General features: G+C 43.3%; 23 protein-coding genes and 1 pseudogene. 1 reads left to right on the top strand and 23 read right to left on the bottom strand.

The window, feature by feature from the left end; translation table 11 throughout:
* Window positions 1-5: 5 nt before the first annotated feature.
* The 5 genes from HMPREF9010_RS20395 to HMPREF9010_RS20415 form a co-directional block, all read right to left on the bottom strand.
* Entirely contained in the window at window positions 6-776 is a 771-nt protein-coding gene (locus tag HMPREF9010_RS20395) for a DUF4843 domain-containing protein (protein WP_008647164.1), read from the bottom strand.
* A 19-nt stretch (window positions 777-795) separates the two neighbouring features.
* Complete coding sequence (locus tag HMPREF9010_RS20400) at window positions 796-2,325, bottom strand: RagB/SusD family nutrient uptake outer membrane protein (RefSeq protein ID WP_008647163.1); 1,530 nt, start codon at window positions 2,323-2,325, stop codon at window positions 796-798.
* A gap of 11 nt (window positions 2,326-2,336) precedes the next feature.
* Window positions 2,337-5,705: a SusC/RagA family TonB-linked outer membrane protein gene (locus tag HMPREF9010_RS20405; RefSeq protein WP_008647162.1), complete on the bottom strand. Its 3,369-nt coding sequence runs from the start codon at window positions 5,703-5,705 to the stop codon at window positions 2,337-2,339.
* Between the two features lie 39 nt (window positions 5,706-5,744).
* On the bottom strand, window positions 5,745-6,947 hold the full coding sequence (locus HMPREF9010_RS20410) for a FecR domain-containing protein (protein ID WP_004307825.1): 1,203 nt from the start codon (window positions 6,945-6,947) through the stop codon (window positions 5,745-5,747).
* A 246-nt stretch (window positions 6,948-7,193) separates the two neighbouring features.
* The gene (locus tag HMPREF9010_RS20415) at window positions 7,194-7,763 is read right to left on the bottom strand and encodes an RNA polymerase sigma-70 factor (RefSeq protein ID WP_004307824.1); all 570 of its coding nucleotides are present in this window, start codon (window positions 7,761-7,763) and stop codon (window positions 7,194-7,196) included.
* A gap of 774 nt (window positions 7,764-8,537) precedes the next feature.
* Between HMPREF9010_RS20415 and HMPREF9010_RS20420 the strand changes: the two genes are divergently transcribed.
* On the top strand, window positions 8,538-9,767 hold the full coding sequence (locus HMPREF9010_RS20420; protein WP_008647161.1) for a site-specific integrase: 1,230 nt from the start codon (window positions 8,538-8,540) through the stop codon (window positions 9,765-9,767).
* Window positions 9,768-9,825: 58 nt separating this feature from the next.
* On the opposite strand, the gene HMPREF9010_RS20425 is transcribed toward HMPREF9010_RS20420, so the two are convergent.
* From HMPREF9010_RS20425 to HMPREF9010_RS20495, 18 genes and pseudogenes are all read right to left on the bottom strand, one after another.
* Complete coding sequence (locus HMPREF9010_RS20425; RefSeq protein ID WP_008647160.1) at window positions 9,826-10,128, bottom strand: helix-turn-helix domain-containing protein; 303 nt, start codon at window positions 10,126-10,128, stop codon at window positions 9,826-9,828.
* 4 nt (window positions 10,129-10,132) lie between these two features.
* On the bottom strand, window positions 10,133-10,297 hold the full coding sequence (locus HMPREF9010_RS26055; RefSeq protein ID WP_008647158.1) for a helix-turn-helix domain-containing protein: 165 nt from the start codon (window positions 10,295-10,297) through the stop codon (window positions 10,133-10,135).
* Window positions 10,298-10,570 (bottom strand): hypothetical protein, encoded by a 273-nt coding sequence (locus HMPREF9010_RS26050; protein WP_032852452.1) that lies wholly within the window; start codon window positions 10,568-10,570, stop codon window positions 10,298-10,300. It lies immediately after the preceding gene.
* 23 nt (window positions 10,571-10,593) lie between these two features.
* On the bottom strand, window positions 10,594-11,346 hold the full coding sequence (locus HMPREF9010_RS20435; protein ID WP_192919019.1) for a DUF6047 family protein: 753 nt from the start codon (window positions 11,344-11,346) through the stop codon (window positions 10,594-10,596).
* A 207-nt stretch (window positions 11,347-11,553) separates the two neighbouring features.
* Window positions 11,554-11,736: a hypothetical protein gene (locus HMPREF9010_RS24950; protein ID WP_008647156.1), complete on the bottom strand. Its 183-nt coding sequence runs from the start codon at window positions 11,734-11,736 to the stop codon at window positions 11,554-11,556.
* Between the two features lie 10 nt (window positions 11,737-11,746).
* Window positions 11,747-12,463, bottom strand: a complete 717-nt coding sequence (locus HMPREF9010_RS20440) for a DUF6047 family protein (RefSeq protein ID WP_008647155.1) — start codon at window positions 12,461-12,463, stop codon at window positions 11,747-11,749.
* On the bottom strand, window positions 12,464-12,640 hold the full coding sequence (locus HMPREF9010_RS26280; protein WP_008647154.1) for a hypothetical protein: 177 nt from the start codon (window positions 12,638-12,640) through the stop codon (window positions 12,464-12,466).
* 4 nt (window positions 12,641-12,644) lie between these two features.
* The gene (locus HMPREF9010_RS0124040) at window positions 12,645-13,697 is read right to left on the bottom strand and encodes a DUF6047 family protein (RefSeq protein WP_032852595.1); all 1,053 of its coding nucleotides are present in this window, start codon (window positions 13,695-13,697) and stop codon (window positions 12,645-12,647) included.
* Window positions 13,698-14,107: 410 nt separating this feature from the next.
* Window positions 14,108-14,749: an RteC domain-containing protein gene (locus HMPREF9010_RS20450; RefSeq protein ID WP_008647144.1), complete on the bottom strand. Its 642-nt coding sequence runs from the start codon at window positions 14,747-14,749 to the stop codon at window positions 14,108-14,110.
* 206 nt (window positions 14,750-14,955) lie between these two features.
* On the bottom strand, window positions 14,956-16,251 hold the full coding sequence (locus HMPREF9010_RS20455; protein ID WP_008647143.1) for a sigma-54-dependent transcriptional regulator: 1,296 nt from the start codon (window positions 16,249-16,251) through the stop codon (window positions 14,956-14,958).
* Complete coding sequence (locus HMPREF9010_RS20460) at window positions 16,229-18,682, bottom strand: hybrid sensor histidine kinase/response regulator (RefSeq protein WP_032852451.1); 2,454 nt, start codon at window positions 18,680-18,682, stop codon at window positions 16,229-16,231. Before HMPREF9010_RS20460 ends, HMPREF9010_RS20455 begins: the two co-directional genes overlap by 23 nt.
* Before the next feature lie 134 nt (window positions 18,683-18,816).
* Window positions 18,817-19,359: a hypothetical protein gene (locus tag HMPREF9010_RS20465; RefSeq protein WP_008647141.1), complete on the bottom strand. Its 543-nt coding sequence runs from the start codon at window positions 19,357-19,359 to the stop codon at window positions 18,817-18,819.
* A gap of 189 nt (window positions 19,360-19,548) precedes the next feature.
* Complete coding sequence (pstS, locus tag HMPREF9010_RS20470; RefSeq protein ID WP_008647140.1) at window positions 19,549-20,655, bottom strand: phosphate ABC transporter substrate-binding protein PstS; 1,107 nt, start codon at window positions 20,653-20,655, stop codon at window positions 19,549-19,551.
* Window positions 20,656-20,879: 224 nt separating this feature from the next.
* Window positions 20,880-21,326: a hypothetical protein gene (locus HMPREF9010_RS20475; protein ID WP_008647138.1), complete on the bottom strand. Its 447-nt coding sequence runs from the start codon at window positions 21,324-21,326 to the stop codon at window positions 20,880-20,882.
* 91 nt (window positions 21,327-21,417) lie between these two features.
* On the bottom strand, window positions 21,418-21,714 hold the full coding sequence (gene rpsQ / locus HMPREF9010_RS20480) for a 30S ribosomal protein S17 (protein WP_008647131.1): 297 nt from the start codon (window positions 21,712-21,714) through the stop codon (window positions 21,418-21,420).
* Between the two features lie 248 nt (window positions 21,715-21,962).
* Window positions 21,963-22,631, bottom strand: coding sequence for a hypothetical protein (locus HMPREF9010_RS20485; RefSeq protein ID WP_008647129.1), 669 nt, complete (start codon window positions 22,629-22,631; stop codon window positions 21,963-21,965).
* Window positions 22,632-22,765: 134 nt separating this feature from the next.
* Window positions 22,766-23,541: pseudogene (locus HMPREF9010_RS20490) on the bottom strand (DNA-binding domain-containing protein).
* A gap of 104 nt (window positions 23,542-23,645) precedes the next feature.
* Window positions 23,646-24,668, bottom strand: a complete 1,023-nt coding sequence (locus HMPREF9010_RS20495; RefSeq protein ID WP_151927034.1) for a hypothetical protein — start codon at window positions 24,666-24,668, stop codon at window positions 23,646-23,648.
* Window positions 24,669-24,685: the final 17 nt, after the last annotated feature.

Below are 24,685 nucleotides of genomic sequence, written 5' to 3'. Positions count from 1 at the left end.
TTCTATTACCCTGCAACAGGAACTGTAATCTCTAATTGTGTTTTCTCATCAACCAATGGCCCCAAACCTTGTGCTGCTCTTTCCGCATTAATATCTTTCAAAGTATTTTTCAACTTCAATGCATATTTACGTAGTACTTGTTTGTTCTTGCCATCAAATACCATATCATCCTTTTTCAACTCATCCAAAAACATTTTATATTTATCTTCTAAATATATCCCTAAATAATATTCTTCAACCGAATTGAGAGGAGTATCAGCACCACCTGTATCAGCTACCGACCACCAACTGGGTTTAAATAAACGATCTGTTACAGTAACAATTGCTCTTGAGTATTGTCTTGCTCCCTCTCTTACTTCTTCCTTCTCATCTATTTTTAATGCTAAAATCAATGTATTAGTACTCAATATTTCTGAATTCTTCAATTTTATACAAACACTTCCCGTCAGCTGACCTTTTTCAATCAGACACTCTGTTGGTAATTCATATAAATTGGCAGGTAAAGTTGTACGATCTTCATCTACACTTACAGAAAACTTCAGATCTTTATCCTGCACTTTACCATATACTGAAACCTCTAATGGAATCTCCGGAACTTCGCCCTCATTATAAACCTTAAATGAAACAGTTGTAGTGTCTTTAGTCATATCTTTGGCAAAGATAATATACGAGACGTCATTATCATTGACCATCAAACCTTTCTCTTCACAAGAGATAAAAAAGCTAGAGCAGCAAAAGCATGCTATAGCAGGAATTATAAAATTCTTGATATTCATTTTCTTACTCCAAGTTTAGTTATTTGATATTACTTTCCGAATCAGGTAACGGTAATACGACATATTCTTCCGTCATTGGAATTTCACCACTATCACAAGTCAAAACTTTATTTAGACGTTTAAACATGTATAATGTTTGTCCCTCGCCAAAAAACTCCCGACGTGCATCATTTACAATCATATTTACAAAATCATTCTTAGAAGAAACAGATGAATAATCTACAGTCTTAATACCGCGTCCTTTTTTCACTTTTTCTAAGTAACTTTTTGCTTCAGCTATTTTAAGCAAATCGCCTTCTGTATAAATCGCTTCAGCCGCAATATAATATACTTCAGACATGCGAATCATCGGAATAATCTGATTATTTGCCTTACCGTATTCTGTACTTTCCACTTGTTTATAATATTTCAATGTACGGTAATTATATCCATAGTATTTTGATTCCAACTGATACTTAAAGCGAAAATCATTCTCTTTCTCTATACCATATACAGCATCAATCATTTTACTACTCCAAGACAAATAGTTCTGATCAGATTCTGATTTACCATCAGTCAGATGATTAATCTCACTATCCCAGTCTACTAATTCTGTAGGAGAATACAATGCAAAAATTATATTATCATACATCTTCATATTACCGTTCTTAAAGTTATCAGAAGCATAATAAGATTCGTCGGCTGCAAAATATTTTGTTTTCTCCTCTTCATCTATCAACTTCTTCGCTTCCGCATATGCTTCGTCGTTCATTCCTGCATATAAATATACTCTTGCTAATATGGCTGTTACAGCATAATAATTCAAGCGGTACCCTCTTAACGCAGCAAAAGCACCTTCACCAGCCACTTTTTGCACAAAGCGCCTATCAGGATTAAAATTTGTACTCTCTGTATCTATATCAAATAAAATACGTTGTGATTCTTTTAAATCAGCAATAGCATGTTCCAGACAATAGCTAACCGTTTGTTTATCATTCACATAACTAGGATATTTGTCTACATACGGAATAAAAGTACGTGTATTAGGATTCGCAGCAGGAGCAGGAGCATACATACGAAGTAAATCAAAATGCATATATGCACGTAATCCTATTGCTTCTCCCAAAATCATACGGCGTTCAGTATCGTGATCATAAAATAATGCAGGATCAGCAACCTCTGCCTGCTGTATCAAGTTATTACAGTTGGCAATAATATTCCAAGCTGCATTCCACATAGCATCTGTTGTTGGTGTCAACTCTGAATGCTTATAATTAAAATTACAGATTTTACTCATTGCCTGTCCACTACCACTCGTTGGAGCTCTATTCTTATCATACACTTGTCCCCAAGCATCTATAATCCCCCACGTCAAATTACTTCCATACAAATCAAATGTTGATAATTTACGATAAATACCATTCAATGCTGTCCGGAATCCATCACCTGAAGAAAAAAGATATTCTTCCTTGATTTCATCAGAAGGATATAAATCAAGCCAGTCTTGGCAGGATGAAAACGTTAGTGCCAAGCAGGCTAATGATATGATTGTTCTATATATTTTTTTCATTATAGTAAGTCTTAAAATTGTGCTTTAATTGAAAAATTCACTTTCCATGATTTTGGATAACTTAATCCACGCTCTTGACGGATGGAGTTCCAATTTATAAAGTCACTTGAACTGGCCTCAAGACGAAGCATATTCATACCTAAATACTTCCTTATCCATTCACGTTTGAAATCATAACTCAATGTCAATGCACTCAAACGGATATAAGATTTATCCTGTACAAAACGTGATGTAGGCAAAGTAGTCAATTTACTATCCTTAATATTTTTAAACTGGGCAACATCACCAGGTTTTTGCCAGCGATCTGTCAATACTCGTAAATCCACATTTCCTCGCTCTATCGCTGCATTCTCCACTCGATCTACCAAAGTCTGATTGTACTCTTGCCCTCCCCATTCATATAAGAAAGAAGCAAACAGACTCCATTCTCTATAAGTAAGATTTACACCAAATGCTCCATTAAATTTCGGTTCTGTATTACCCACAACAACTTCTTGCGTAGCATCCCATTTATCGGACACTGTACCATCTCTATTCAAATAGATCTCTTTACCAGTAGTCGGGTCGATACCTAATGATTTAACTGCCCAAATGGATGTCAATGATTGCCCCTCTTCATATTGTGCAATAGGCACAGAATAATTAGCATCTTTCAATGAATAATTTATATTCTGTGCATCCTGCTCCTTTTTATAAAATTCAGCTACACGTTGATTATATGCTTTCTGTGAATCAGATATTTTCAATATTTTATTGGTATTGTGTGCCATATTTCCCCACAAAGCTACTATCCAATCACGATTCCGATATACATCAGTACGTACAGTCAACTCAAACCCCTTATTCATAACTTCACCCATATTACTTTTATAGGTAGAAAAACCTGAAGTATTAGAAAGACTGACATCATTAACTAAATCTATCGTTTTCTCATAATAATAGTCAGCTTCTACTGTTAAACGCCTGTCAAAGAACTGCGTTTCTACACCAATATTAAACTTGTCTGTTTTTTCCCATGTTAAATCCTTATTACCCAAAGCTTTTAATACAGCTCCGTAACCAGTTGCATACCATTCATCGAAAAGAGTTTCATACATTGTAGTTGCTGCATAGGAAGGGAAATTTACTTTTCCCGTACGTCCGTAAGAACCACGTACTTTCAATTTATTCACCCAGTTATTTCCTTTTAAAAAATCATAATTATGCAAGTTTACTCCCAAACCTCCTGAGAAAAAGGGTGCCCACCTTTGATTAGAACCAAATGCAGAAGAACCATCAAAACGTACCGAAACATCCGCTAAGTAAATATCATTCCATGTATAGTTAGCTGTAGCCAATACACTCACCATGCGAGAAGTTCCTTCTGTACGTGTTGGTTTTTTATAGATTTCTGAAGCATAATTTAAAGAGTGAAATTGTCCTGATGAAAATCCACGATAATGGGCACTCGTATTATCCTGCGAACCTGCCGAGGCTTCCCATCCTATAGATACATTTAAATTATGTTTTTTCTCAAATGTACGTGTATAATACAAAAAAGCATTTGCATTCCAGTCTAAATTATTCCCATTAGTTGTATATAGATCCCCTACCTTATCTTCATTCCCACTTGAAGATTCCCCCAGCACACTAGTTTTAGACGATAACGGATCTATAAATTTCTCACTATTAGCATACTTTCTAGTCACACTAAATTGGCCTCTTACAGTCCAATAGTCAGTCAAGTACCAATTTAAACTTAAATTATTTGTAATCTCATCATATGCATTCCAATCATAATTCGCCAAAGTTGCCTCGTATAAAGGATTATTTGCTGCACTATTCCTATCCGTTTTCGAGAAGGCTAGTTGTTCTACTAATATTCCATCTTCATAAGGAGTATCATAAGGTTGCATGCTCGTGTAATCACTGAATGAGCCATAGGGTGATTCAGTTGATTTCGTATGAGTAAAAGACACTGTATTTTTTACTTGAAGGCTTTTCATTCTATAATCCAAAGAGAAACCGACACTATAACGATCGCGAGAGGATCCTTTCATAACCCCTTTTGTTCCATTATAAGAAGCATCCACACCATACCTTAGGTTTTGTGTTCCTCCTTCTACGTACACACTATGTTTATGATCAAAAGAATTTCTTAATGGCAATACTAACCAATTTGTATCCACTCCTTTTCGTATCTGCGCATATTTTTTACTATATGAATTTATGATATTTCCCATATTATCTCCTGCCGATACATCAAACAACCCGGCAAGTCTCTCTATTTCCAACTTCTCGGATGCGTTAGCCAAATTATAATCTCTCAAGTCAGGCATTTCCAAAGTCCCTGTAAAATTATACGACACACGTACCTCACCCGGTTTAGGAGCCACTGTAGTAATGACAACAACCCCATTTGCTGCACGTGAACCATAAATTGCAGTTGCAGCAGCATCCTTCAAAATTGTCATACTTTCAATTCGGGTAGGATCAAGATCATACACCTTCTCTATACTCACTTCAAAGCCATCCATAATGAAAGTAGGCAAGTTAGGATTATTCTCTAAATTTGATTTAGAAAGTTGATCTTTATCCAAATCCCTCACTCCAACTCCTGAACGTCCACGAATATACATCTCTGGTAATGCATTTGGATCTGAACCAAATTGCGTATTTGTCATAAGACGGAAAGAAGGATCAAAAGACTGCATAGCATCAATTACATTAGTTTGCGATACCTTCCGTAAATCATCGCCTGTAATCTGCGTAGAACTACCAGTAAAGCTAGTTTTACGAACATTACTATATCCTGTCACAACCACATCTTCCAGTGTTTTTACGTCATCAACCAAAGTAATTTCAAGACTTTTCCGACGAGTAGCATCCACTTGAAGAGTCTGCTTTTTCATACCAATAAAAGAGATTTCCAAAGTCACTTTGTCACTTTTCACATCCAACGTAAACTCACCTTCGATATTGGTAGAAGTACCCGTACGAGTACCTTTTACGATGACGCTAGCTCCTGGTATCGGTTCCTTATTCGAATCAACAACCGTACCATGGATACGATTATCACGCTTCTCGGTCTGCAATTTACGAACAACAACAATACCATCTTTCACCACATAATCAAATCCCTGGGGATTTAAAATCAACTTTAGAGCGACTTCCCATTTCTCATTTTTTGCATTAATTGATACGGGAGGAACTCCTTTAAACATTTGTGAATTATACAACATATTCACTCCTGTTTGTTTCTTCACTGCATCCAAAACTGTCTCGATAGAGACATTATGCAGATTCAAAGTTACCGTCTTATCCTGTGACGGTAGAGCCCATGTGCTAAATGTGCAACACACTGCCACTAAAAAACATAGTAGCCATCGTTTTTCTCTCATAAATTAATGATTAAACTTTACCTAATATTCTATTTATTCTTACTCTTTCATTCCATCGTATATCAACACTTTCCGGCCACTGATTTTATAAGTCAGATCGCCTGTCAGTTCCAAAGCATCCAAGAAAGAATTGACTGCTCCATAACGTTTCAAACTACCACTGTAAGTTATATCGCGTAGATCCGGCGTTTCATAATAAACCTGTATATCATACCAGCGTTCGAATGTCTCCATAATCTCCCCTAAAGAGCGGTTTTTAAAGTTGTACACACCGTTTACCCAACCGATATATTCGTCCAGATCAACGGTACGTTTCTCTGTGCCATTGGCAGAGACTACTGCTTGTTCGCCCGGCTGAAGAGTTACCGTTCCGACATTCGGTGCAGAGAATTGTACTTTTCCGCGCACCAATGTAGTGTAACAAACGGAAGCATTAGTATAAGCATTCACATTAAACGCCGTACCAAGCACCATCACTTCACCAAGATGAGTTTGTACCACAAATGGATGAGATTCATCCTGCACAACTTCAAAATAAGCCTCACCCTCCAGAGCTACAACCCTGCGTTTACCCGCAAAACGTACCGGATAAGTCAACTTAGAACCAGCATTCAAATGAACTGTCGTTCCATCAGCGAGGATTACAGTATTTTCCCCTCCACGTGGTATAATAAGTTCATTTGACTTAACCGGCTTCTCTTCGACGTTTTTCTCTTCGTGTTGTGTTGTGACGGTTGGTTCATATGACAGCACTCCTTCCTTATATTTTACCTGGACGCCGTCTACTATTACGTTAACTTCTTTCTTATGCACATCAATAATGCTGCCATCGGGTAAAGTCAATTGTGCCTGTTGAACTCCCGGCTGAATCAATGGTCTGCTTTCCTCTTCAATCGAACCATAATTCGACATATAGAAAGATAAACCGATTACTAAAAAAACAACAGCTGCTGCAACAGACCACCAAACCCGGAAAGTACGAGGCTTCTTTATTACCTCCGGTTCCGTTTGTCCGATTTTCTGAAGGAAAGATTCATAGGCTTTCTTTGATGAATAATTTTTATATTCTCCAAATGCAACTCTTAATGTCTCACCATTCTGCAATTGCTCATACACTTTTTGCAAGTCCGGACATTCCGCCAATCGCTTTTCAAGCTCTTGCTGTTCCGATTCATTAGCTTCTCCTAAAAGAGCTTTCTTCATTAAAGCGGCATCTTGATATACATTTTCGAACTTCTTCATCTTATTTCTCCTTTTTAAATTAAACAACTGTTTAATTTGCTTTATTATAGATATACATAACTCACAGAAAGGGTGACAAAAAGATGATATTTTTTTGAGATAAGATTACAAAGAAGAGGATTTTAAGAGTAAGAATATAACATTATGTCACGATATAAAAGGAATCCGTTCGCTTTTAACAAAGAAAACAAATCTTAAGTAATCAATAAAAAGATGAAGATGTATCAAATTGACTTTTTTATCTTTTTAGAGAAATAAACAAAGAATAATAGAATGAACAGAGTCGCCCAGCCTCTCACGAAGGAATTTATAGCTGCGTGTCTTTTGAGTTTTAACAGTATTGATACTTATTTCTAAACGTTCCGCTATCTCTTCCCATGTATGTCCTTCGATTCTCATTAAGATAATCCGGCGTTGCTCGGACGGAAGTTCTTCGATATAGCAATAGAGTTGCCGGATAATTTCTTCTTTCACCGTCAATGCATAAATCATATCTTCGTCCTCCACGCTTTCTTCTTCGGCTAAAGAATTCAATATGGTATCATGAATTTGATTATTGCGTATATATAATAAGGTATTATTATAGCAGGCACGATAAAGATAATTGGTAAGCTCTTTTATATCGGAAAAGGTACGCTTCCCTTCCCATACAGAAATAAAAACGTCTTGCACCAAATCTTCTACCGCATCGGGGACCGGCAATATCTTTGATACATAAACACATAAGGCAGTATAAAAACGATCGTAGAAATCGCCCCACATCTTTTCATCCTTCCGGTTTACTCCCGCTACTATGGTGTCAATTTTATCGTTCATACTGTCACATTACCTGCGAAAAAAGGAAACAGAATTCATAAAAATCGCCGTAACTACTTACTTTTGCGATATTTACGATTGCAAATATATTGTTTTTTTTCAAAAACGCAGACTTTGCCGGCTTACAAAATAGAAAATAAAAAAGTTCTTTCTCATACATAGAGATTTTTTCACTTTCATCTTTCATCTATCACCAGACTTCTTGAAACAGTTTATTCATAGTACTTTCAAGCATGGTGATAGATTGCCGGTAACCTATCACCTTATCTATCATCTATCACCACCATTTATCGCTCTGATTTCTTGCTTTTTCCCTTCAATTTTACCGGGAATCTTGTCCTATGATAGCCACCAGACTTTATTTTTTGATTTCAAATATGAGTCAGACAAGACAAATGCTGACAAAACAATCGTAAGCTATAGGACGGCAGTTCGTATCCCACAAGACGACGATCTGTTTCATGCTTTGAAACACTCTGTTTCATTACGGGAAACACTTTGTTTCACACCGAGAAACAAAGTATTTTTTAAAGATGCGCAAAGATAACGCAACCATGCTAAAAATCAAATAGTTATAAAACATGTTTTTTAGCGGAATTGAAAAAAGAAGCAAAGGAAAGCACATTTGGAAGCGAGTTACGTTACTAAATCGTAACTCGTTCCAAATAGCACCATTAAACAGTGTAATAGATTAAATTTCAGTTAGTTGCCTACTTTTGCATAACACCAAATAACTCAACAGTAATTAAATTTGTAACTAAAAAAAGTTGAGTTATGAGAAGCACCTTTAAAGTGTTATTTTACACAAAGAACCAGTCTGTAAAAAATGGTAAGGCACCCATTATGGGTCGTATCACCATTAACGGAACCCAAGCAGGTTTCAGTTGTAAGAAAGAAGTGTCCCTTAATTTATGGGACGTTAAAGCTAACCGGGCAAAAGGTAAATCCGAAGAAGCCCGCACACTCAATCAGGAGCTTGATAATATCAAGGCGCAAATAACCAAACACTATCAGTATATTTGCGACCATGACAGTTTTGTCACAGCCAAGAAGGTTTATAACCGTTATGTCGGTTTCGGTGAAGAGTGCCACACGCTTATGGCACTTTTCAAGGAACAGCTTGCATCGTATAAAGAAAAGATAGGTAAAGGAAAGGCGGAAAGCACCTACCGTGGACTTGTTGCTGATTATAAAAGTCTTTTGCTTTTCATGAAAAGCAAAAAGAACATTGAAGATATAGCTATTGATGAACTCGAAAAAACGTTCATTGAAGACTACTATACATGGATGCTCGGGACGGCAGGGAATGCAAATGCCACAGCCTTCAATCGGGTCAACACCTTAAAATGGTTATTGTACATCGCCCAGGAAAGAGGCTGGATAAGAGTCCATCCGTTTGTATCCTTCGAATGTGTACCCGAATATAAAAAACGTTCTTTCCTTTCCGAAGAGGAATTGCAGAAAATGATTCATTTAGAGCTGAACCATAAACGTCAACGGGCCAATCGGGATATGTTTCTTTTCATGTGCTTTACCGGGCTTGCTTATGCAGACCTGAAAGCTATCACCTATACGAATATTCATACCGACTCCGACGGAGGCACATGGTTAATGGGCAACCGTGTAAAAACCGGTGTCGCCTATGTGGTAAAATTGCTCCCCATTGCTATTGAACTCATAGAAAAATACAAAGGAGTAAATGAAAGGAAGATCTCTCCCGAACATGTTTTTCCTGTGGGAGAATATCAGGCACTGCTGAGTAGCCTCAAATATATTGGCAAGAAATGCGGTTGTAAGGTTGAAGTCACCCCACATATTGGCCGCCATACTTTCGCTGTTCTGGCTATTCTTAAAGGGATGCCGCTGGAAACTCTGCAAAAAGTATTAGGGCATAATTCTATTCTCTCTACACAGATATATGCCGAACTTATCAACCCCAAAGTAGGCGAAGATACCGACAAGTTGTGTGAAAAAATCGGTCATATCTACAAGCTTGCCATGTAATACTGACTGCCCGCAAAAAAGAAACGTCCCCAAGCCATTGGCCGAAGGACGTTTCTTCTTATTTCCTGAACCGTCTGAAATCCCTATAATTCTTTTTCAGCACTTCATACAATCCACTTTCCGGATAAAGCAGCTTTCCACCTATAGTAGTATAGGGCACCAGTTTCTCATCCCTCAACGTTTGCAGCGTCCGCCGTGAAATGTGTAGCATGGCGCATACGTCATCTCCAGTCAGGTAATGTTCATCCGCAATAGTCGGTCGTATTCGCTCTGTTGCTTCCTCTACCGCTTTTCCCGTTCTCTTGATCCATCCGGTCAGTTCCTTGAACTCTTCCGAATCTTTTGTGATAATCTCTGTCATACCCTTACTTTCTTCTGATTAGTCCACTGTCCAAAATCTCTTGAATATCCACTTCCCGGTAAAAGAATTTCCCTCCTATATTCGAGTAAGGGATAAGTCCGTTATCACGGTAGTTTTGAAGGCATCTTTTCGATATGCCCAAAGCAAGACATACGTCTTGTGCATCCATTCATTTGTCGGGTGTAGGCGGGGCAATCTTTTTCTGAAAGTCACCCATTTGTACGGCCAGTGTACAGACCAGCCTTCTCAACTCCTGATACGCACTTGTTTCAATAATCGTCAGTTCCATACTAAAATCATTTTTAGGTTTCTGAATATGCGGCAAAATAAAGCACATCTTACATTCCTTCCAAACCTCTGAAACCAAAGTCAACCGTTGGCGTGCATTGGCCTGACAACGCAAAGGCCCGTCCCTGCATCCACGCAGCAACCGGCCTTCCATCCTTTGAGTTGTCTTCTGTTATCCTACATCTTTCTGCCTTTACTCTTTTTTGGTATTTCTTTTTCAACCTTTATTTCCGGTGTTGCAGTTGCTTTCTGCCTCATAGCCGGAAAATTCTCTTTCAGCAATCTCTCCGCCAGCTTCTTTGCTTTCTCCTGCATCTCGTCGTAAACGTTCCATCTGTCCCTACTCAGCAATTTGTTTTCAATCTTCTCAAAATTCTTATGGAAACTGAAATTGTCCGGATATTCGTCTATCAGCCCGTCCATCGGATAACCCTTATCCATGATATACAGCAATGTCATCCGGTCATAATTGTCCACGCTACGAGGTAGCCCCAATCCTTTCTCATTATCTGTTAATGTGGAATAGTTTTCCCATGTAGGTGCAAGGTCATAGGTTTCCGAATCCGTCACGTTCTTCAATTCCGACTTGTCCCGGTACACCCATTCTTTCATAATATCCTCCGGTTCCCATTCACCGAAACAGTTACGGCAACGGTTCACCTTCTTATCCATAATCGAAGGCCAACCTCTCATTTCATGTACCGTCAGCTGTTTTATATCCAGTCCGGGATCGAAGAAACGGTTTGCTACAAATTCAGTCAGATAATCTCCGCACTGTTTTCGTCCCTCCATATCCCGGCTGAAGAAAAGCAAACCTTTGTCCGTCTCTATGGCCGTATAGTAACGGTTTCCGTGTTTTAAATCATCCAGCATATCCTCAACAGCTTCCGGACTTTCTTTCATCAACTGCCACTCCGCTTCCTGAAGCATATCTTTCGCCTTATCTTTAGTACCTGTTTTCAATATGTCCTCTTCATTCCATAACCGTTTGATTATTTGTGGAATCGAAAGCATCCTTTCCGGTATTATGCCGTGATATTCATATAGCACCTTATCAGCCCGGTGATAGTAATCCTCGTTATGGTCTCTCATGATGGCAGGCAGGATAAACATCTCTGGCACCTCGTAATGCACTATTCACCCCGAAGGCATGTCTTTTCCCTTCAAAGCCCTTTCCACGTCTTCCTGCAAGAACTCCACCAACCCTTCCTTGCCTTTTCCCTTCATACTGATATGATAGGTATTGAAATTCTCATCCATTGCGATATACAAACTACCACTTTCTTGCCAATTCCTGTCTTCTTTCTTTTCTATCTTCATTCTACTGTAGTTAAATGTTTATACTCTGCCCCTTCTTTTTAAAAGGTATCCTCGTCTTTACTTCCGTCTCCGGGAACCAGACATTATCCGGCCGTGTAACCAGCAACGAAACAATCCGTTCCTGCTCCTTTGTCAGTGGTTTACTCATCAATTGCAGGTTTCTGAGGCGATTAAAGTTTCTTAGTGTCGGTGCCATGTTACAGCGTTTCGTGCAAATCCCGTAACGAAGTATATCCGGTGAGGCAGTCTTGCAATCTCCAATCTCTACCCGGTACTTTGCATCCAGCGGTGCCACCTCATGGAACCTTAATTCCTCCGGCTTTCGTTTCCCGTCGAAAAAGTGCCCCGCCAAATCATTCAGGAACTCTTCCATAGCCTTATCTCCTTTATCCGTTTTTCCCAGCAACAATACTTTCTGTCCGTATTCCACAGCCGTACAAGTGGGGAAAGCCGCCAGTCCGTTCCTTATCACATCCCCGTCCATGCCGAAGCGATGTCCCAGCCGCAGGTAATCTTCGTTTTCAAGCAAAGCCGTATGTTCGGACAATGATGACAATTGAACGATGCCTCTTTCTTCACAAAATGCCGCATCCCTAAGTCTTACCACACCCGAAGGATGAATCTTTTCCCGTTCCAGCACCGGGCACAGCCTTTCCAGATAATCCGCATTGTCCGTTCCAAATATGGGAGGAATCAGACTTTTATCCCTGAAATCGAAACGGAACATTCAGTGGTCGGGCACAAACTCCCTGCCTGCGGTATGAAACCGCACGTTATTACTGATATAACGGGAGAACCCTTCTTCTCCCTGGCCCCGCATACTTAAATAAACGGGCCGGTAGAAAGCGTCCAGCGTCATATACAAACTACCGCTTTCCGTCATTTGCATTTTCTTCTCTTTCATACATTTATATGATTAATTGTTTCTTTTCCTTCTTCTTTAGGGTAATGGAAGCTACATGTTTTGCCTGCCGTTTACCGTTACCCCGTTTCTCAGCAGGAGCTTCCCGTATGGGGGCTACATCGAATGACTTACCTGGCCTTTGTTCCTTAGAATGCTGATAGGAAGCAGTTTGCATTCTTTCCGTTTTTTCCATCCGGTTGATACTTCCGCCCAGCCTAAACTCTCCGTTTGTTATATGGAACTCCGATTGCAGAATATCCCTTGCCATTACTTTTGCTTCCATTTGTAAAGCCGCATAGCCGAAATCATGCAAGGACAGTGGTGCTTCCTGTCGTGCCTTGATGCTGTCACCCAGTTTTCCGGCTAAGTCCCTGAACTCATACTCATAACTGAACGGATGAAAATAGTCCGCCGCCACATGACCGGCATATCCGTTTTCCGAGATATAAAGCAAGGAAGCAACATCATAATTGCGGGGAGAAATGCCCAGATTGAAGTCCTTAGTCAACCGGTCAAAGTTGTTATAGTCCGGGCGAAGGTCGTATTTGTCCGTGCAGACGGCACCTTCCAGCATCTCTTTTCCGGCCAGTTTTTCTTGGGTGAAACTAAACTCCGATTTACGCAGTTGCGTATCGGCACTGCGCAGGTCAGCTTTTGCCAATTTGTCGATGCTGTTGTCCACCAGTTCCGCCACCTGCCGAACCGGGTTTTCTATCTCATACAGTTTCAATGTTTCCATTCCTTTGGAAAAGTTGAAAAAGCCGTCTGCCAGATGTTGCAGATAGCTGTTACGGGCTTTCATACCCTTTTCGCTGTCCGAAAAGAACAGCACGCCCTCATCCGTAGCCACGGCATACACCCGTTTCTTTTCTTCAGCCGATTTTCCGCTGTTCCAGCCTTCCGTCTCGTTATGGCGTATGAACTCCCGGTATTGCTTGTCCTTTTGCAGTGCTGCGGATGATGTCCGGCGGCTGAACAGTTTTAATCCCGCCTTCAGCGTATAAGCGGCATCCCTTAATGGAATCTGCCTTCCTGTGACAGCCTTATGTTTATGGATAGCCGGAACCAGCTTATGGAAATACCAGTTCGCCAAGTCTCCCCGTCGGGAAGGGATTTTCCTTTTGTCTGCAAAATCCACTTTTAGAATCGTTCAACCGGGCAGGTAGCCTCGTTTGTCGAACTCCTTCACCATCTTCCCGATATAGTCCTCATACGCTTTCGGCGTTGCATTACCCGTGCGTACATCCACCGGTGTATTTTTCTCGTCCATCGTGATGAACACGTTGCCCGGCTCAGCCGCCGGACGTTCCGGCAGGCGAAACCTCCAGCGCGTCCTCCAATCTTTCAATAGTCCCATAACTTGATTAATTTACAGAAATTTATAACCGCAAAGAAAACGCTTTGTCCGCCAATCTGCAACACGGCGGACACGCAAGTCGTCCGTTGGCGGCTGTTGGCGCGCAATCCTTATGCCAGTCGCTTGTCCAGCATTTGGTTATAGCTTTTGCGAAGGGAGTCGATGAAGGGAGTGGTGTCCGTGCATCGGTCGAACACCTTGCCCCGTTTGGTGTACAGCGCATTAATTTTCAAATGGAATATTTCTTCAAATACCCGGATGACATCCACTACTTTCAACTCCCTGCCTTCCGCCGTTCCTATCACTCCGGCAGCCATCAGTGCAGCCACCAGTTCTATCAGGTCGCTGTCCGTACCGTTCCAGGTCAATGTTACAGAGCCCTTCTTTCCGTTGCTGCATACTGCTGCTGCTTCCTTCAATCCCATTGCTCCCGTTCCTCCATGCCGGAGCACCTCTTTCATCATTTGCTCCTCCGCATCCAGCAATGCCAGTGCCTTATTAATATATACCTCGAACAGGACATGCTTTTCCGTTCCATTCGCGGAAATGGTCTCTTGAATCCCTTTCAATTCTATTTTCGTATAGAACAGCCTGCGCAGTTGTGCGCATACACTTGTCCCGTCTGCCGGGAGTGTAGCCAGCAGCATGGCAAAATCATTATAGGCGGAAGGCAGCTTTTCCGCACCATTGCGGATTCCGTCCGCATAAGAGGCGAACAATCCGAACAAGATAGTGTCTTTCAAGATTTTCATGGCAATAATTGTATTTATCTTATTTACATACCATAGAAAGGCAAGAAAGATGCCATCGTGCGGAATTAGTTGACAACAACAAAGCCAAACCGATGTATTACAAACACTTGAGCGCTTTATGAAAGAATATGTGCATCTTGATGTGTTGTGTAAAAGCCGGACACGTGTACGGAGACCGGACACACATAAAATCAGATATGAGGCTATTAGAAGCCGTACTTCCGCAATTTATCATAAAGCGTGCTCCTTGATATTCCCAGCAGCTTTGCCGCCTCCTTGCGGTTGCCTCCAGTCTGTTCCAGTGCCCGCAGGATGCATTCCTTCTCCTTTTGCGCATCATTCAGTGCCGTCACCCCCGATACGCCTGCCCCGTCCCTCTCCGTCATCGGAAAAACCAGACTGTCCGGTGCTATCCATTTCCTGTCGGGTGTGAGCAGCACGGCACCTCTTATTACATTTTTCATTTCCCTCATATTTCCCGGCCAGTGATAGGCAACCAGCCTGTTCCGGGCTTCCCTGCCGAAGCCTTCCACCCTTTTTCCCAGTTTACTATTGGCCTCTTCAAGGAAGAAATCCGCAAGCGGAAGTATGTCTTCCCTGCATTCCGTCAATAACGGCAGGCGTATGGTAAATTCGTTCAGACGGTGGAATAAGTCTTCCCTGAAACGTCCCTCTGCAATGGCTTTCTCAAGATTTTCATTAGTGGCGGCTATCAGCCGTATATCAAACGGGTACTCCTTTGTGTCTCCCAACGGCCTGTACCGTTTTTCCTGCAAGGCTCTCAACAGCATTACTTGTGTCCGGTACGAGAGATTCCCTATCTCGTCCAGAAACAGCGTACCTCTGTCAGCCGTGCGGAACAGTCCCGCCTTGTCGTTCTCCGCACCCGTAAACGCGCCCCGCAGATGTCCGAAGAACTCCGATGCCGCAAGATCTTCCGGAATTGTACCGCAATCAACGGGAATATACGGCCTGTCCCGTCTGTGGCTCCGCTCATGTATTTCGTGTGCCACATGCTCCTTTCCCGTACCCGAAGCTCCCCGCAGCAATACCGAAATGTCGGCGCACGCTATCAGTTCTATCTGTCTGTACATCTCCTGCGTCTTCGAGCTTTCGCCACGGTAGAAAGACGGCTTGCCGCTGTCCTCTTCCCTTATTCCGGCGATAAGCTCCAGCAGAATGTCGGGCTGCACGGGCTTGCGCAGATAGTCCGTGGCTCCCAGCTTGATAGCCGTCACTGCATTTTCCACTTCCCCGTAGTTGGTCATGATGATGACCGGAACCGTGCACCGCTTTTCCTTCATCCATTCCAGCAAGGACAAGCTGTTGTCATCCGGCAGACGCATGTCGGCCAGTATCAGGCTGAATGCCTTTCCCGCAATCGCCCTGCGGGCGTCCGCTATGGTCGTCACGCACTGTGTCTTCATGCCCTGCTTCACCAGCCAGTTGCTTATGGTACGGCTGAAAATGATGTCATCCTCAATAATCAGTATTGCCTTCATCTGTTCCCTCCCTGATTTTTCTTGCCGACTCTGCCAGTTTTTTCGCCGCATGGATTATTTCCCCGACTTTCATGTATTGTCCTTCCTCCCATACAGCCGCCTTGTGAGTCACCGAATTGCGCAGGTGGACCATCGGAAAATCCATCCGCACCGTTTCCCATAATGGAAGGTTCTTGTGCAGCACCTTATGGATCGCATCTCTATCACGTCGGTGAAGCGCCCCTTCCAGTGTGTTGATGCTCTCTTCCGTTTCCCGGATAAAGATGTCGAGCATCTTTCCCTTGTCCTCTTCCCCCGAAAGGATGAACGAAAAATCAGGTTCTTTCTTCCCGTTTTTCATCGCCAAACGGCTTACGGAGCTTACCAGTTCGTCCATTGAGAATGGTTTCCGCAGGCAACCCACGAACCCGCAGGAAATATAATGTTCTTCATCCTCGGCGCAGGCGGTGACCGCCAGTACGGGTATCATGCGTGCGTTCTCCATATTGGAGGAACGCAGCAGGTCAAGCATCCTGTAACCGTCCATGTCCGGCATCTGCATGTCAGACAAAAGCAGGTCGTATTTTCTTTCCCTCAATACCGCCATCAGTTCCCGCACCGTCCGGCAGCATTCGCACCGCACCTTGTTCCTCACAAGCATCCTGCGGGTTACATCCAGTTGTATCCGGTCGTCATCTATAACCAGCACATGTACGCCTTCCAGTCCGTAGTCCTCCGCATGTCCGGTTTCTCCGTCCTCCTCATGTTCTGCCACTTCCGGCAGGGGGAGGGCCACCCGGAACAGACTACCTGTTCCGGGACAGCTCTCCACTGTGACGCGCCCGCCCAGCAGTTCCGTCAGACGGGATACAACGGCCAGTCCGAGGCCGAATCCGGGCAGATGCCTTGCATTGTCCAGACGCTCGAAAGCACTGAATATCCTTCGCAGTTCATGCTCCGTCATGCCCGGCCCTGTATCTTGCACGCTGAAGTGTAATTCTCCTTGCCTGTATGCCGCCTGCAGACTGATTTTTCCCTTCCGGGTGAATTTTATGGCGTTGGAAAGTAGATTGTTGGCTATCTGCATGATACGCGGGCGGTCTCCTTCCACTACTATGTCAAGTTCTGAGAAATCCGTACAAAGCAAAAGCCCCGCCTTTCTGACCGTCGGCGTATGCAGTTTCACTATCTCATCGAAAAGCGACAGCGGACGGAAAACCGCCACGTTCATTTTCCCCTTGCCCGCATCCAGCAGATAGAACTCGATCAACGAGTTCACGAGTCCTATCATGTAGTCGGACGAACAGACGATATGCGTCGCATACTCGTCTTTCCGTTTTCCGTCCGCCTCTCCGGGCATCAGTTCCGCGTATCCCCTGACAGCCGCCAGCGGTGCACGCAGGTCATGGGCAATGGATAGCATCATGTTTTTTCTGGATTGCAGCAGTTCCTTGTTTTTTATGTCGGAAGCTTCCAGCTCCCTGCGGTATCGGGTGCGCCTGTTCACGTCGCGGTGCAGGATGGCATACAATACGATGGTAAGCAGGGATACGAAAAGGGCGAGCATTGCCGCCACGTTATAGGATTCTTCACGGTCTGTCGCGATGGCATTATATCTTGCTTCCAGCCGTTTGCCGGCTACCTTGTCAAAATCGCCGACCAGCCCGTTCAGCCTCTTGTTCAGCGCCTGGCTGCTAAGGTGGAGGCTGTCCATCTGCGTAAACAGTTTTTCCCGCTGTTCTTTTTGCTTTCCGGCCACTTCACGGTCCAGCGAATGCAGAAGATGGACCGCGGCATTGTTTCCGTCGTTTTGGATGGCGGGCGGCAGCGCTTTTTCCTCTGCCGCCTGTCGCCGCTCCCGCTGTTGCCTGTAAGCGGATTTCTTCTCTTTTCCGCCGAAAATCCTTTTCAGAAAACTTTTCTCCTTCTCCGGCGGTTCTTCCCCGGAAACTCCTTCCCCGGCATGGCCTTCCTTTACCGCAAGGGCACGGGCTCTCTTTGCCGGCTGCCTGCGCACCTGCCTGACAATAACCGGAACTTTCTCGCCCACCGTCTCGCCGATGCTCTCCAGTTCGTCAAACGTGCTCATGGCTGCCGCCAGAAGCATCTCTTTCTGTTCGAGCAGCAGGCACACCGAATCTATGCGTTCCTGCTGCTGCGGCACGTGTACAAACTCTCTGAGTTCCTTCAGGACGCCACACGTCTTTTCTCTTTTTTCACGGTATTGCCACAAGTCGCTTTCACTCCAGATGCTTGCCACTTCGCCCTGAGATGCCAGTTCCAGCAGGCAGCCGTAAGCCTTGCGTGTGAGCTCGCGCGTCACGCCCAGCTCTTTCATCTCGCGTTCCAACTCATCCCGTTTCACACGTTCCCCCCGGAACAGATAAATGATGAATCCCAGCAACAGTACCAGCATGGCATAACCTATAAATATTTTAAACTTCAATCCCATTCTCTCAAACGTTTCGTTCTATTCCTCGTCCCCATACGCTTTTCTGCCCTGCGCGCTGCCCCCTATGCACACCAACGCGGCAAGAAAGCCGATGGATATGCAGATGAAAAGCACTCCGATGATTATCCCGCCGTTCATAGCTCCTCCTCGTTTCCGGCGGTGGCGGCAAGGTGCCTCACCAGTACAATCCCCCCGTCATGTATCGTAAAGAAGACACACCAAACGACATCCGGCACGGGCTTCATCTTGAACCGCGTCCAGAAGGTATCCCGCCCGCAATACCGCTCAAAGGCCTTCGGCGTTGCCACCTTCGTGCGGGGGATAGGTGTGAGGGCGCGGTCGATGCGATGCAGCAGCAAATCCGGGAACTCTTTCTTTATCACTCCCACGGGTCCTGTCTTCCTGCTTGCAAACAGGCGGTCTGTTTCCGCTTGCACTAATCTTTTTACTTCCGGCAAATAGCGTATATGCAGTTGCGCCGTCTCGCAGGCCGCATAAGTCGGGGAGATGCCTTTCCCGGTCACCGAACGCGCCATCTCGTTTTGTTCCAGCGAGGCAAGCCCGTGGGCACGCATGAAGGCATCCATTTCCGTGCCGTGCACCCGCAGGTCGATGTTTACTTGCAGCGGGCTTCCGTCCTCGTCCCGCAGCAAGATTATTCCGTTATATTGAATCATTGGTATTAAATGCTTTTACGAGGTGAGGACGCTAAGGAACATGGCAGCCACCACAAAAAGAAAGGCGACAAGCGCCTTCCAACAGAGAATTGTTTCTTCCTTCGTCATGACATGTTCTATTTAATCCATATCAGATTTTTTTTCGGCACGGCATGCGGCGACTTGTCAAAAGTCAACAGTCCCGGGCCTTTATTTCAACTTCTTTCCGCCGTAAGTAATCTGCCCCAGCACCTGCTTGGCATATTCCACGGCCTTCTGCGGCAACGGTGAATATTGCACCCGGGTAGTGATGGCCTGCGCCTGCGGGCCGACCAGCCATTCCAGCAGCTTCACGGTTTCTTCCGCTTCTTTCCGCGTACGTCCCCCGTAGTTCTGCTCCTGATAAAGCACCACCCATGTGAAACAACTGATGGGATAGGCGTTCGCTACCTCCGAGTTGGTAATCATTCCCGTGGCATCGCCCGTGCTTGCGGCGGTGATGATGCTCTGCTGCGAGGGCTGCACGAAGTTCCCGGCGGCGTTCTTCACCCGTGCGCTTTGCGTGCCGAAGCTGGCGGCATATTCCGTTGCCACATAACCGATGCCACCGGGGATTTTACCCACCAGTCCGGCTACGCCCTGATTTCCGGCGGCGGCCACGCCACGCGGGAATGCCAGCAATTTGCCGGTTCCCATTGCCGCTTTCCAGTCCGCGCTTGTCTTCGTCAGGTAGTCGCTGAAGATGTAGGTCGTTCCGCTACCGTCCAGGCGGAATACGGGGTAGATTTCCTTGTCCGGCAGTTGCATGCCGGGGTTTACGGTGGCAATCCTTGCGTCGTTCCATTTTACGATTTTGCCCAGGTAGATGTCCGCTATCAGTTCACCGGTCAGGCGCAGGTTGTCCACGCCTTGCAGATTGTAGGCAATGGTGATGGCGCCCATGCAGGTGGGCACGAGCACCGTTTTGGCGGGCAGGCTGTCCAGTTCCGCTTTGGTAGGCGGTACGTCGACGCCCGCAAAGTCTATCTGTTCGTTTTTCAGGCTTTTGAAGCCTTTCTCCGTGCCGATGCCGGCATAGGTGACGGGGATGTCGTTCTGTTCCCAGTACTTCTTGAATGCTTCGTTGTAGAAAGGCAGCGGCAGGGTGGCTCCGGCGGCGGTGATGACCGGCTTGCGGCCTGCGGCGGCATTCCCGGATAATTCCTCAACCGGCTTTCCGCTGGTGAACAGGGTAGCTGCCGCTATTACCAGTACAGCTACGAATGACAGGCGTACACTGCCTGTTCTGCTAATCTTTTTGTTTCTAATTGTTGCCATAAATATTTTTATTATTGATTAAAATTATATCCTTTTCAGACATAGTGGGACGGAAATAAAGAAAATGTCTGAGTGATGTTTTAAACCATTATTTTAAAATTATTTTACGCAAATACACAAACTATCAATGGCTTATCTTTACTTTATTTCCGTATATTTCCCATTCTGTCAAAGAGCAATTGTTTTTCGAGCAAGAGGTGTTTTTATTAGAGATACATTAAATTTCATTGTCTGTTTATTTCCAATGCCTCAATTGCATTTATCGTATCCTTAGGATATTCAAAATGCACGGAATCACATGAATGCTCCACTCTGACCTCCGCAAATCGATATTCCTTTGACTTCTTGGGTGCATCCCACGACTTGTTACTCAAAAAGACACGATACTCATAGATACATCCTTCATACAGTTCCGGCACTGTGTAATCCAAAGTGTCAGGGATATTATCCGCATATATAAAGTCATTTATAAATTTGGTATAGTCCCCCTTCGGATAGTATATTCTTAAACAAAATTCGGCTTTCTCATAAGTGTCCGTATTTGTGATATTAGCTTTATCAATAAACCTGAATACGCTTTCTTTCTCTTCAGGTTGTGTCTCTTTCTCATTATCATCGTTTTGACAAGAGAATAGACAAACAAGGAACAGCAGTACGGTTAGTCTTCTCATAATCAATAGTCCTTAATTGTTAATGCATTTGCTTTCCATATAGTGATATATCCAATATTAATCCTGAAATACCTACTCTTTTTTTACCGTCTCAATACAGTTTCCTGTAAAATCTAAAATATTTAGTCTTACTGAAATGTCTGGTTTCATGAGCAAGCACCCGGTCTCCTACACTACATTCCTCCAGGGGATCATGTATTTTATACTTTTTCGTATATTGTACTGTTTTCCCATACTTCGGATGCTTTTTCGTACGTTCCACCTCTATGACAGCCGTCTTTTGCATTTTCGTGCTTACCACTATCCCCTCGATACATTGCCGGGGTATTCTTTTCACTGCTACCTTTGGAGAGTTCCATAAGAAAGGCCGTAAACGGCACGGCACCATCTTAATATTGAAATAGCTGAAAATAGCGTTCCATTCACTCATCACATTCAGCAAGCCGTTATATTGCTGTGCAGTAATTTGTTTGGTATTGATGGCTTCCAGCATTCCGAACAGTTCTTTCACTTTAGGTATGATAAGTTCTATATCCTTAGTTTGCGGATTACCTGTATTCAGAAGATGAAATACCCGGCTGCACAGTGCCTCATGTTCTTTCAATATTTCTTCAATACCATTTTCCATACAATCCGTTATTTGAGGTTCAATGCACAATGGTAGATATCCAAATATCCCATCAGGATGATATCCGCATAATCAATGATGCTATAGAAATCCGAGATAAATACCCGTTGGTTCGTTTTGATAAAGTCAAACTCACTGTCGCCCCAGTTACCGAGAGGATAACTGCCGATGGTTTTCATTATTCCACAGAATTGTTGGTGCAACTGGAAGATTTCTTTCTGTGCATTAAGTATTTTCCGCAATATGGCTTTCATCTCGCAATCATTTATCCCGGAAAACTCCACAGACAAGTGGGATTCGTCCTTTATGCTCACCAACAGATTTTCAAAGCAGGGACGCAACTGGGCAGAAAGTTGTGTTTGAGCGATACGTGCCGACGGCGTTTGCAGGGATTCTTTCAGTGCATTTCTTAATGCCCGGCTCCGGTTGGTCACTATTTTCTCGTAGATGACGGGATTAGTCAGGAAAACAGCTACAAGGCGAAAATCATTACTCAACGAATGATACTTCTGATGTATCTCTTTTATTGCTTTGGATTTGACGGACAATTGCTTCAGAAACAACAGCAGCATTTCATTGTCCGCCTGCTCTTTATTCATTCCATGCGCAAAGAACTTGTCATTCATCTGCATGGTAAAACCCAGAATAGAAGCTATGTTTGCTATAATGTCTATCATTCTTTTATTATTTCAAATTATTCAATGAAAGAAAGCATTTGTTTTGATGTCTGAAACCGCTTTATCGAAGAGCTTTAGATAGCCCTATCTAATCTCCTTAGACAGCTCTGTCTAAAAAGGCCGGATAAGAGGCTTTATCCTAAAGGATTCTCATCTATTCCACCATCACCGGTATTTCCATCTTCGGAACCACTACTTTGCCCGATGGTAATCACTTTGCTCGTACTACGCGGAGTTTTCAGCAATGTATTTGTACCACTGTATTGCGTAGTGACCGTCAGCGTATAGTCACCGTCCGTTAAATCGGAGGGAAGCAAGATAATGAGTTGTGAGGGGTTGTTCACCACCAACATATCATTAGGCAACTTGCTGACCTTGCCGGAAGCATCAGTCAGGGTGATACCTACCGATTCATGTTCACCGACGACTTTTATCAAGCGTCCGTTCAAGGTGTAGTTGCGTCCGGCGGTTGCCATGCCGTCCGTGGCACGGGTGGCGGCATCTTCGCCACCTATTATATACATGGCGTCCCGTTTCTCTCCCAAGATGTTGACCGAAGTCTGCGCAATGGCTTCGCGCAAGTCCTTGTCCTGTGTGAAAGAGACGTAGATTGAATTCTTTTTTGGTCCCACTGCCCGTTATCTACGACACCACGGAATTGGGGTACGGCTCGGAAAAGTCCAGTATTCACCGAATAGCCGCTCAGTATCAAGTCTGATAACACACGGTGGTATAGCTTCACTGCGTGCTCAATGGTTTCTTCACGAAGACCTGTGTCTTCTTTCTTCATTTCGCTGAGTATATCCTCCAGCGTAAGGCTGCCGACTGATTCCAGCATCAGAATTTTGTCTTCTTTATTGTCTACGGTGACGGCATTGTCTACCAACCAACCTTTTAGGGTGTGTTTCATTATTCTTACTTTTTAATTAGTGAATATTCATTATCAAGAAAAGCACCTCTGACATTTAACACATGCCGGAATTTGCTTTTTGTCAGAGGGCTTCAACAAAGTTATTAATTCCAAGGTATACCTAATCCTTTCTGAAAATCGCAGGCATTGCCGCCATCTTTCAAAATAAATGTAGCTTTCTTATATGTCCAAGACATATAGTCTATACTTGGCATATCATTAGCACCCAAAATTGCTGAATAAGAATTGTGGTCCACTATCGTGATATTAGTTTCGGGATCTATAACATCATAATAGAATGAATATCCATAACCTTCACTAGTACAACTACCATAAGCATCAGGTTCTCTAAATGAATAATCCAATTCGATATATTCAGACATTTCTCCCTTTTCTAACGTTATAGTACCTATACGTTCAGGGAAGAACATCCAGCACCAATCATCATTGATATAAAAGTCTACTTGAACTTTATCCATTGTAAGCATGTCATCGCCCAAATAAAGAAAACGTGCTTTCAATATTTTATTGGATAGCGGATCAGGTTCATCGTCTTTTGGTACTTCTATAAATTCCGTATCAGATAATTGCATTAAATTCAGAGTGGAATCAGCTTCAATAGATATATCAGATATCGTAGCTATCGGTTCATCTTCTCCTTCCTTATAAAATTCAAGATTTCCCACTGCTTTTTCCTTACTAATATAATTAAGACCTTGTATAAGTTCCTGACCGTTTATTTTTACAGTATACCCACTATTCAATATAAAACTACCATTAAAAGTGATATACTTTTCTTCTTCATATAGTTCAATTTCTTTTCCAGGCAATAATAATATTTGTAACGTTTCATTCGGTTGCAAGTTAACCTTTTGCTGAAATGGTACATAATCCAGATAGGATATTGCCAATATACCTATTCTTTCTTCTTTTCCCTTAAAGATTCCATCTTTTATATCTTCTCCGTCAATAGTAACCGACAGATTGTTAAAGTCAGCAAAATGGTCCGGATACATGACTGTTATTCGATAGTTGGTATAACCATGTTCTATAAAATCACCTTCAGTATCGCAGCTGACAAAAAGCAGTGAAAATACAAATAATATTAAATATATATTTTTCTTCATTTCCAATCAATAAATAG

Source organism: Bacteroides sp. 3_1_23 (genome assembly GCF_000162555.1).
GTDB classification, from domain to species: Bacteria; Bacteroidota; Bacteroidia; order Bacteroidales; family Bacteroidaceae; genus Bacteroides; species Bacteroides ovatus.
Note: the sequence above shows the minus strand (reverse complement) of the source record. Positions and strands in the feature narration are given on the sequence as shown.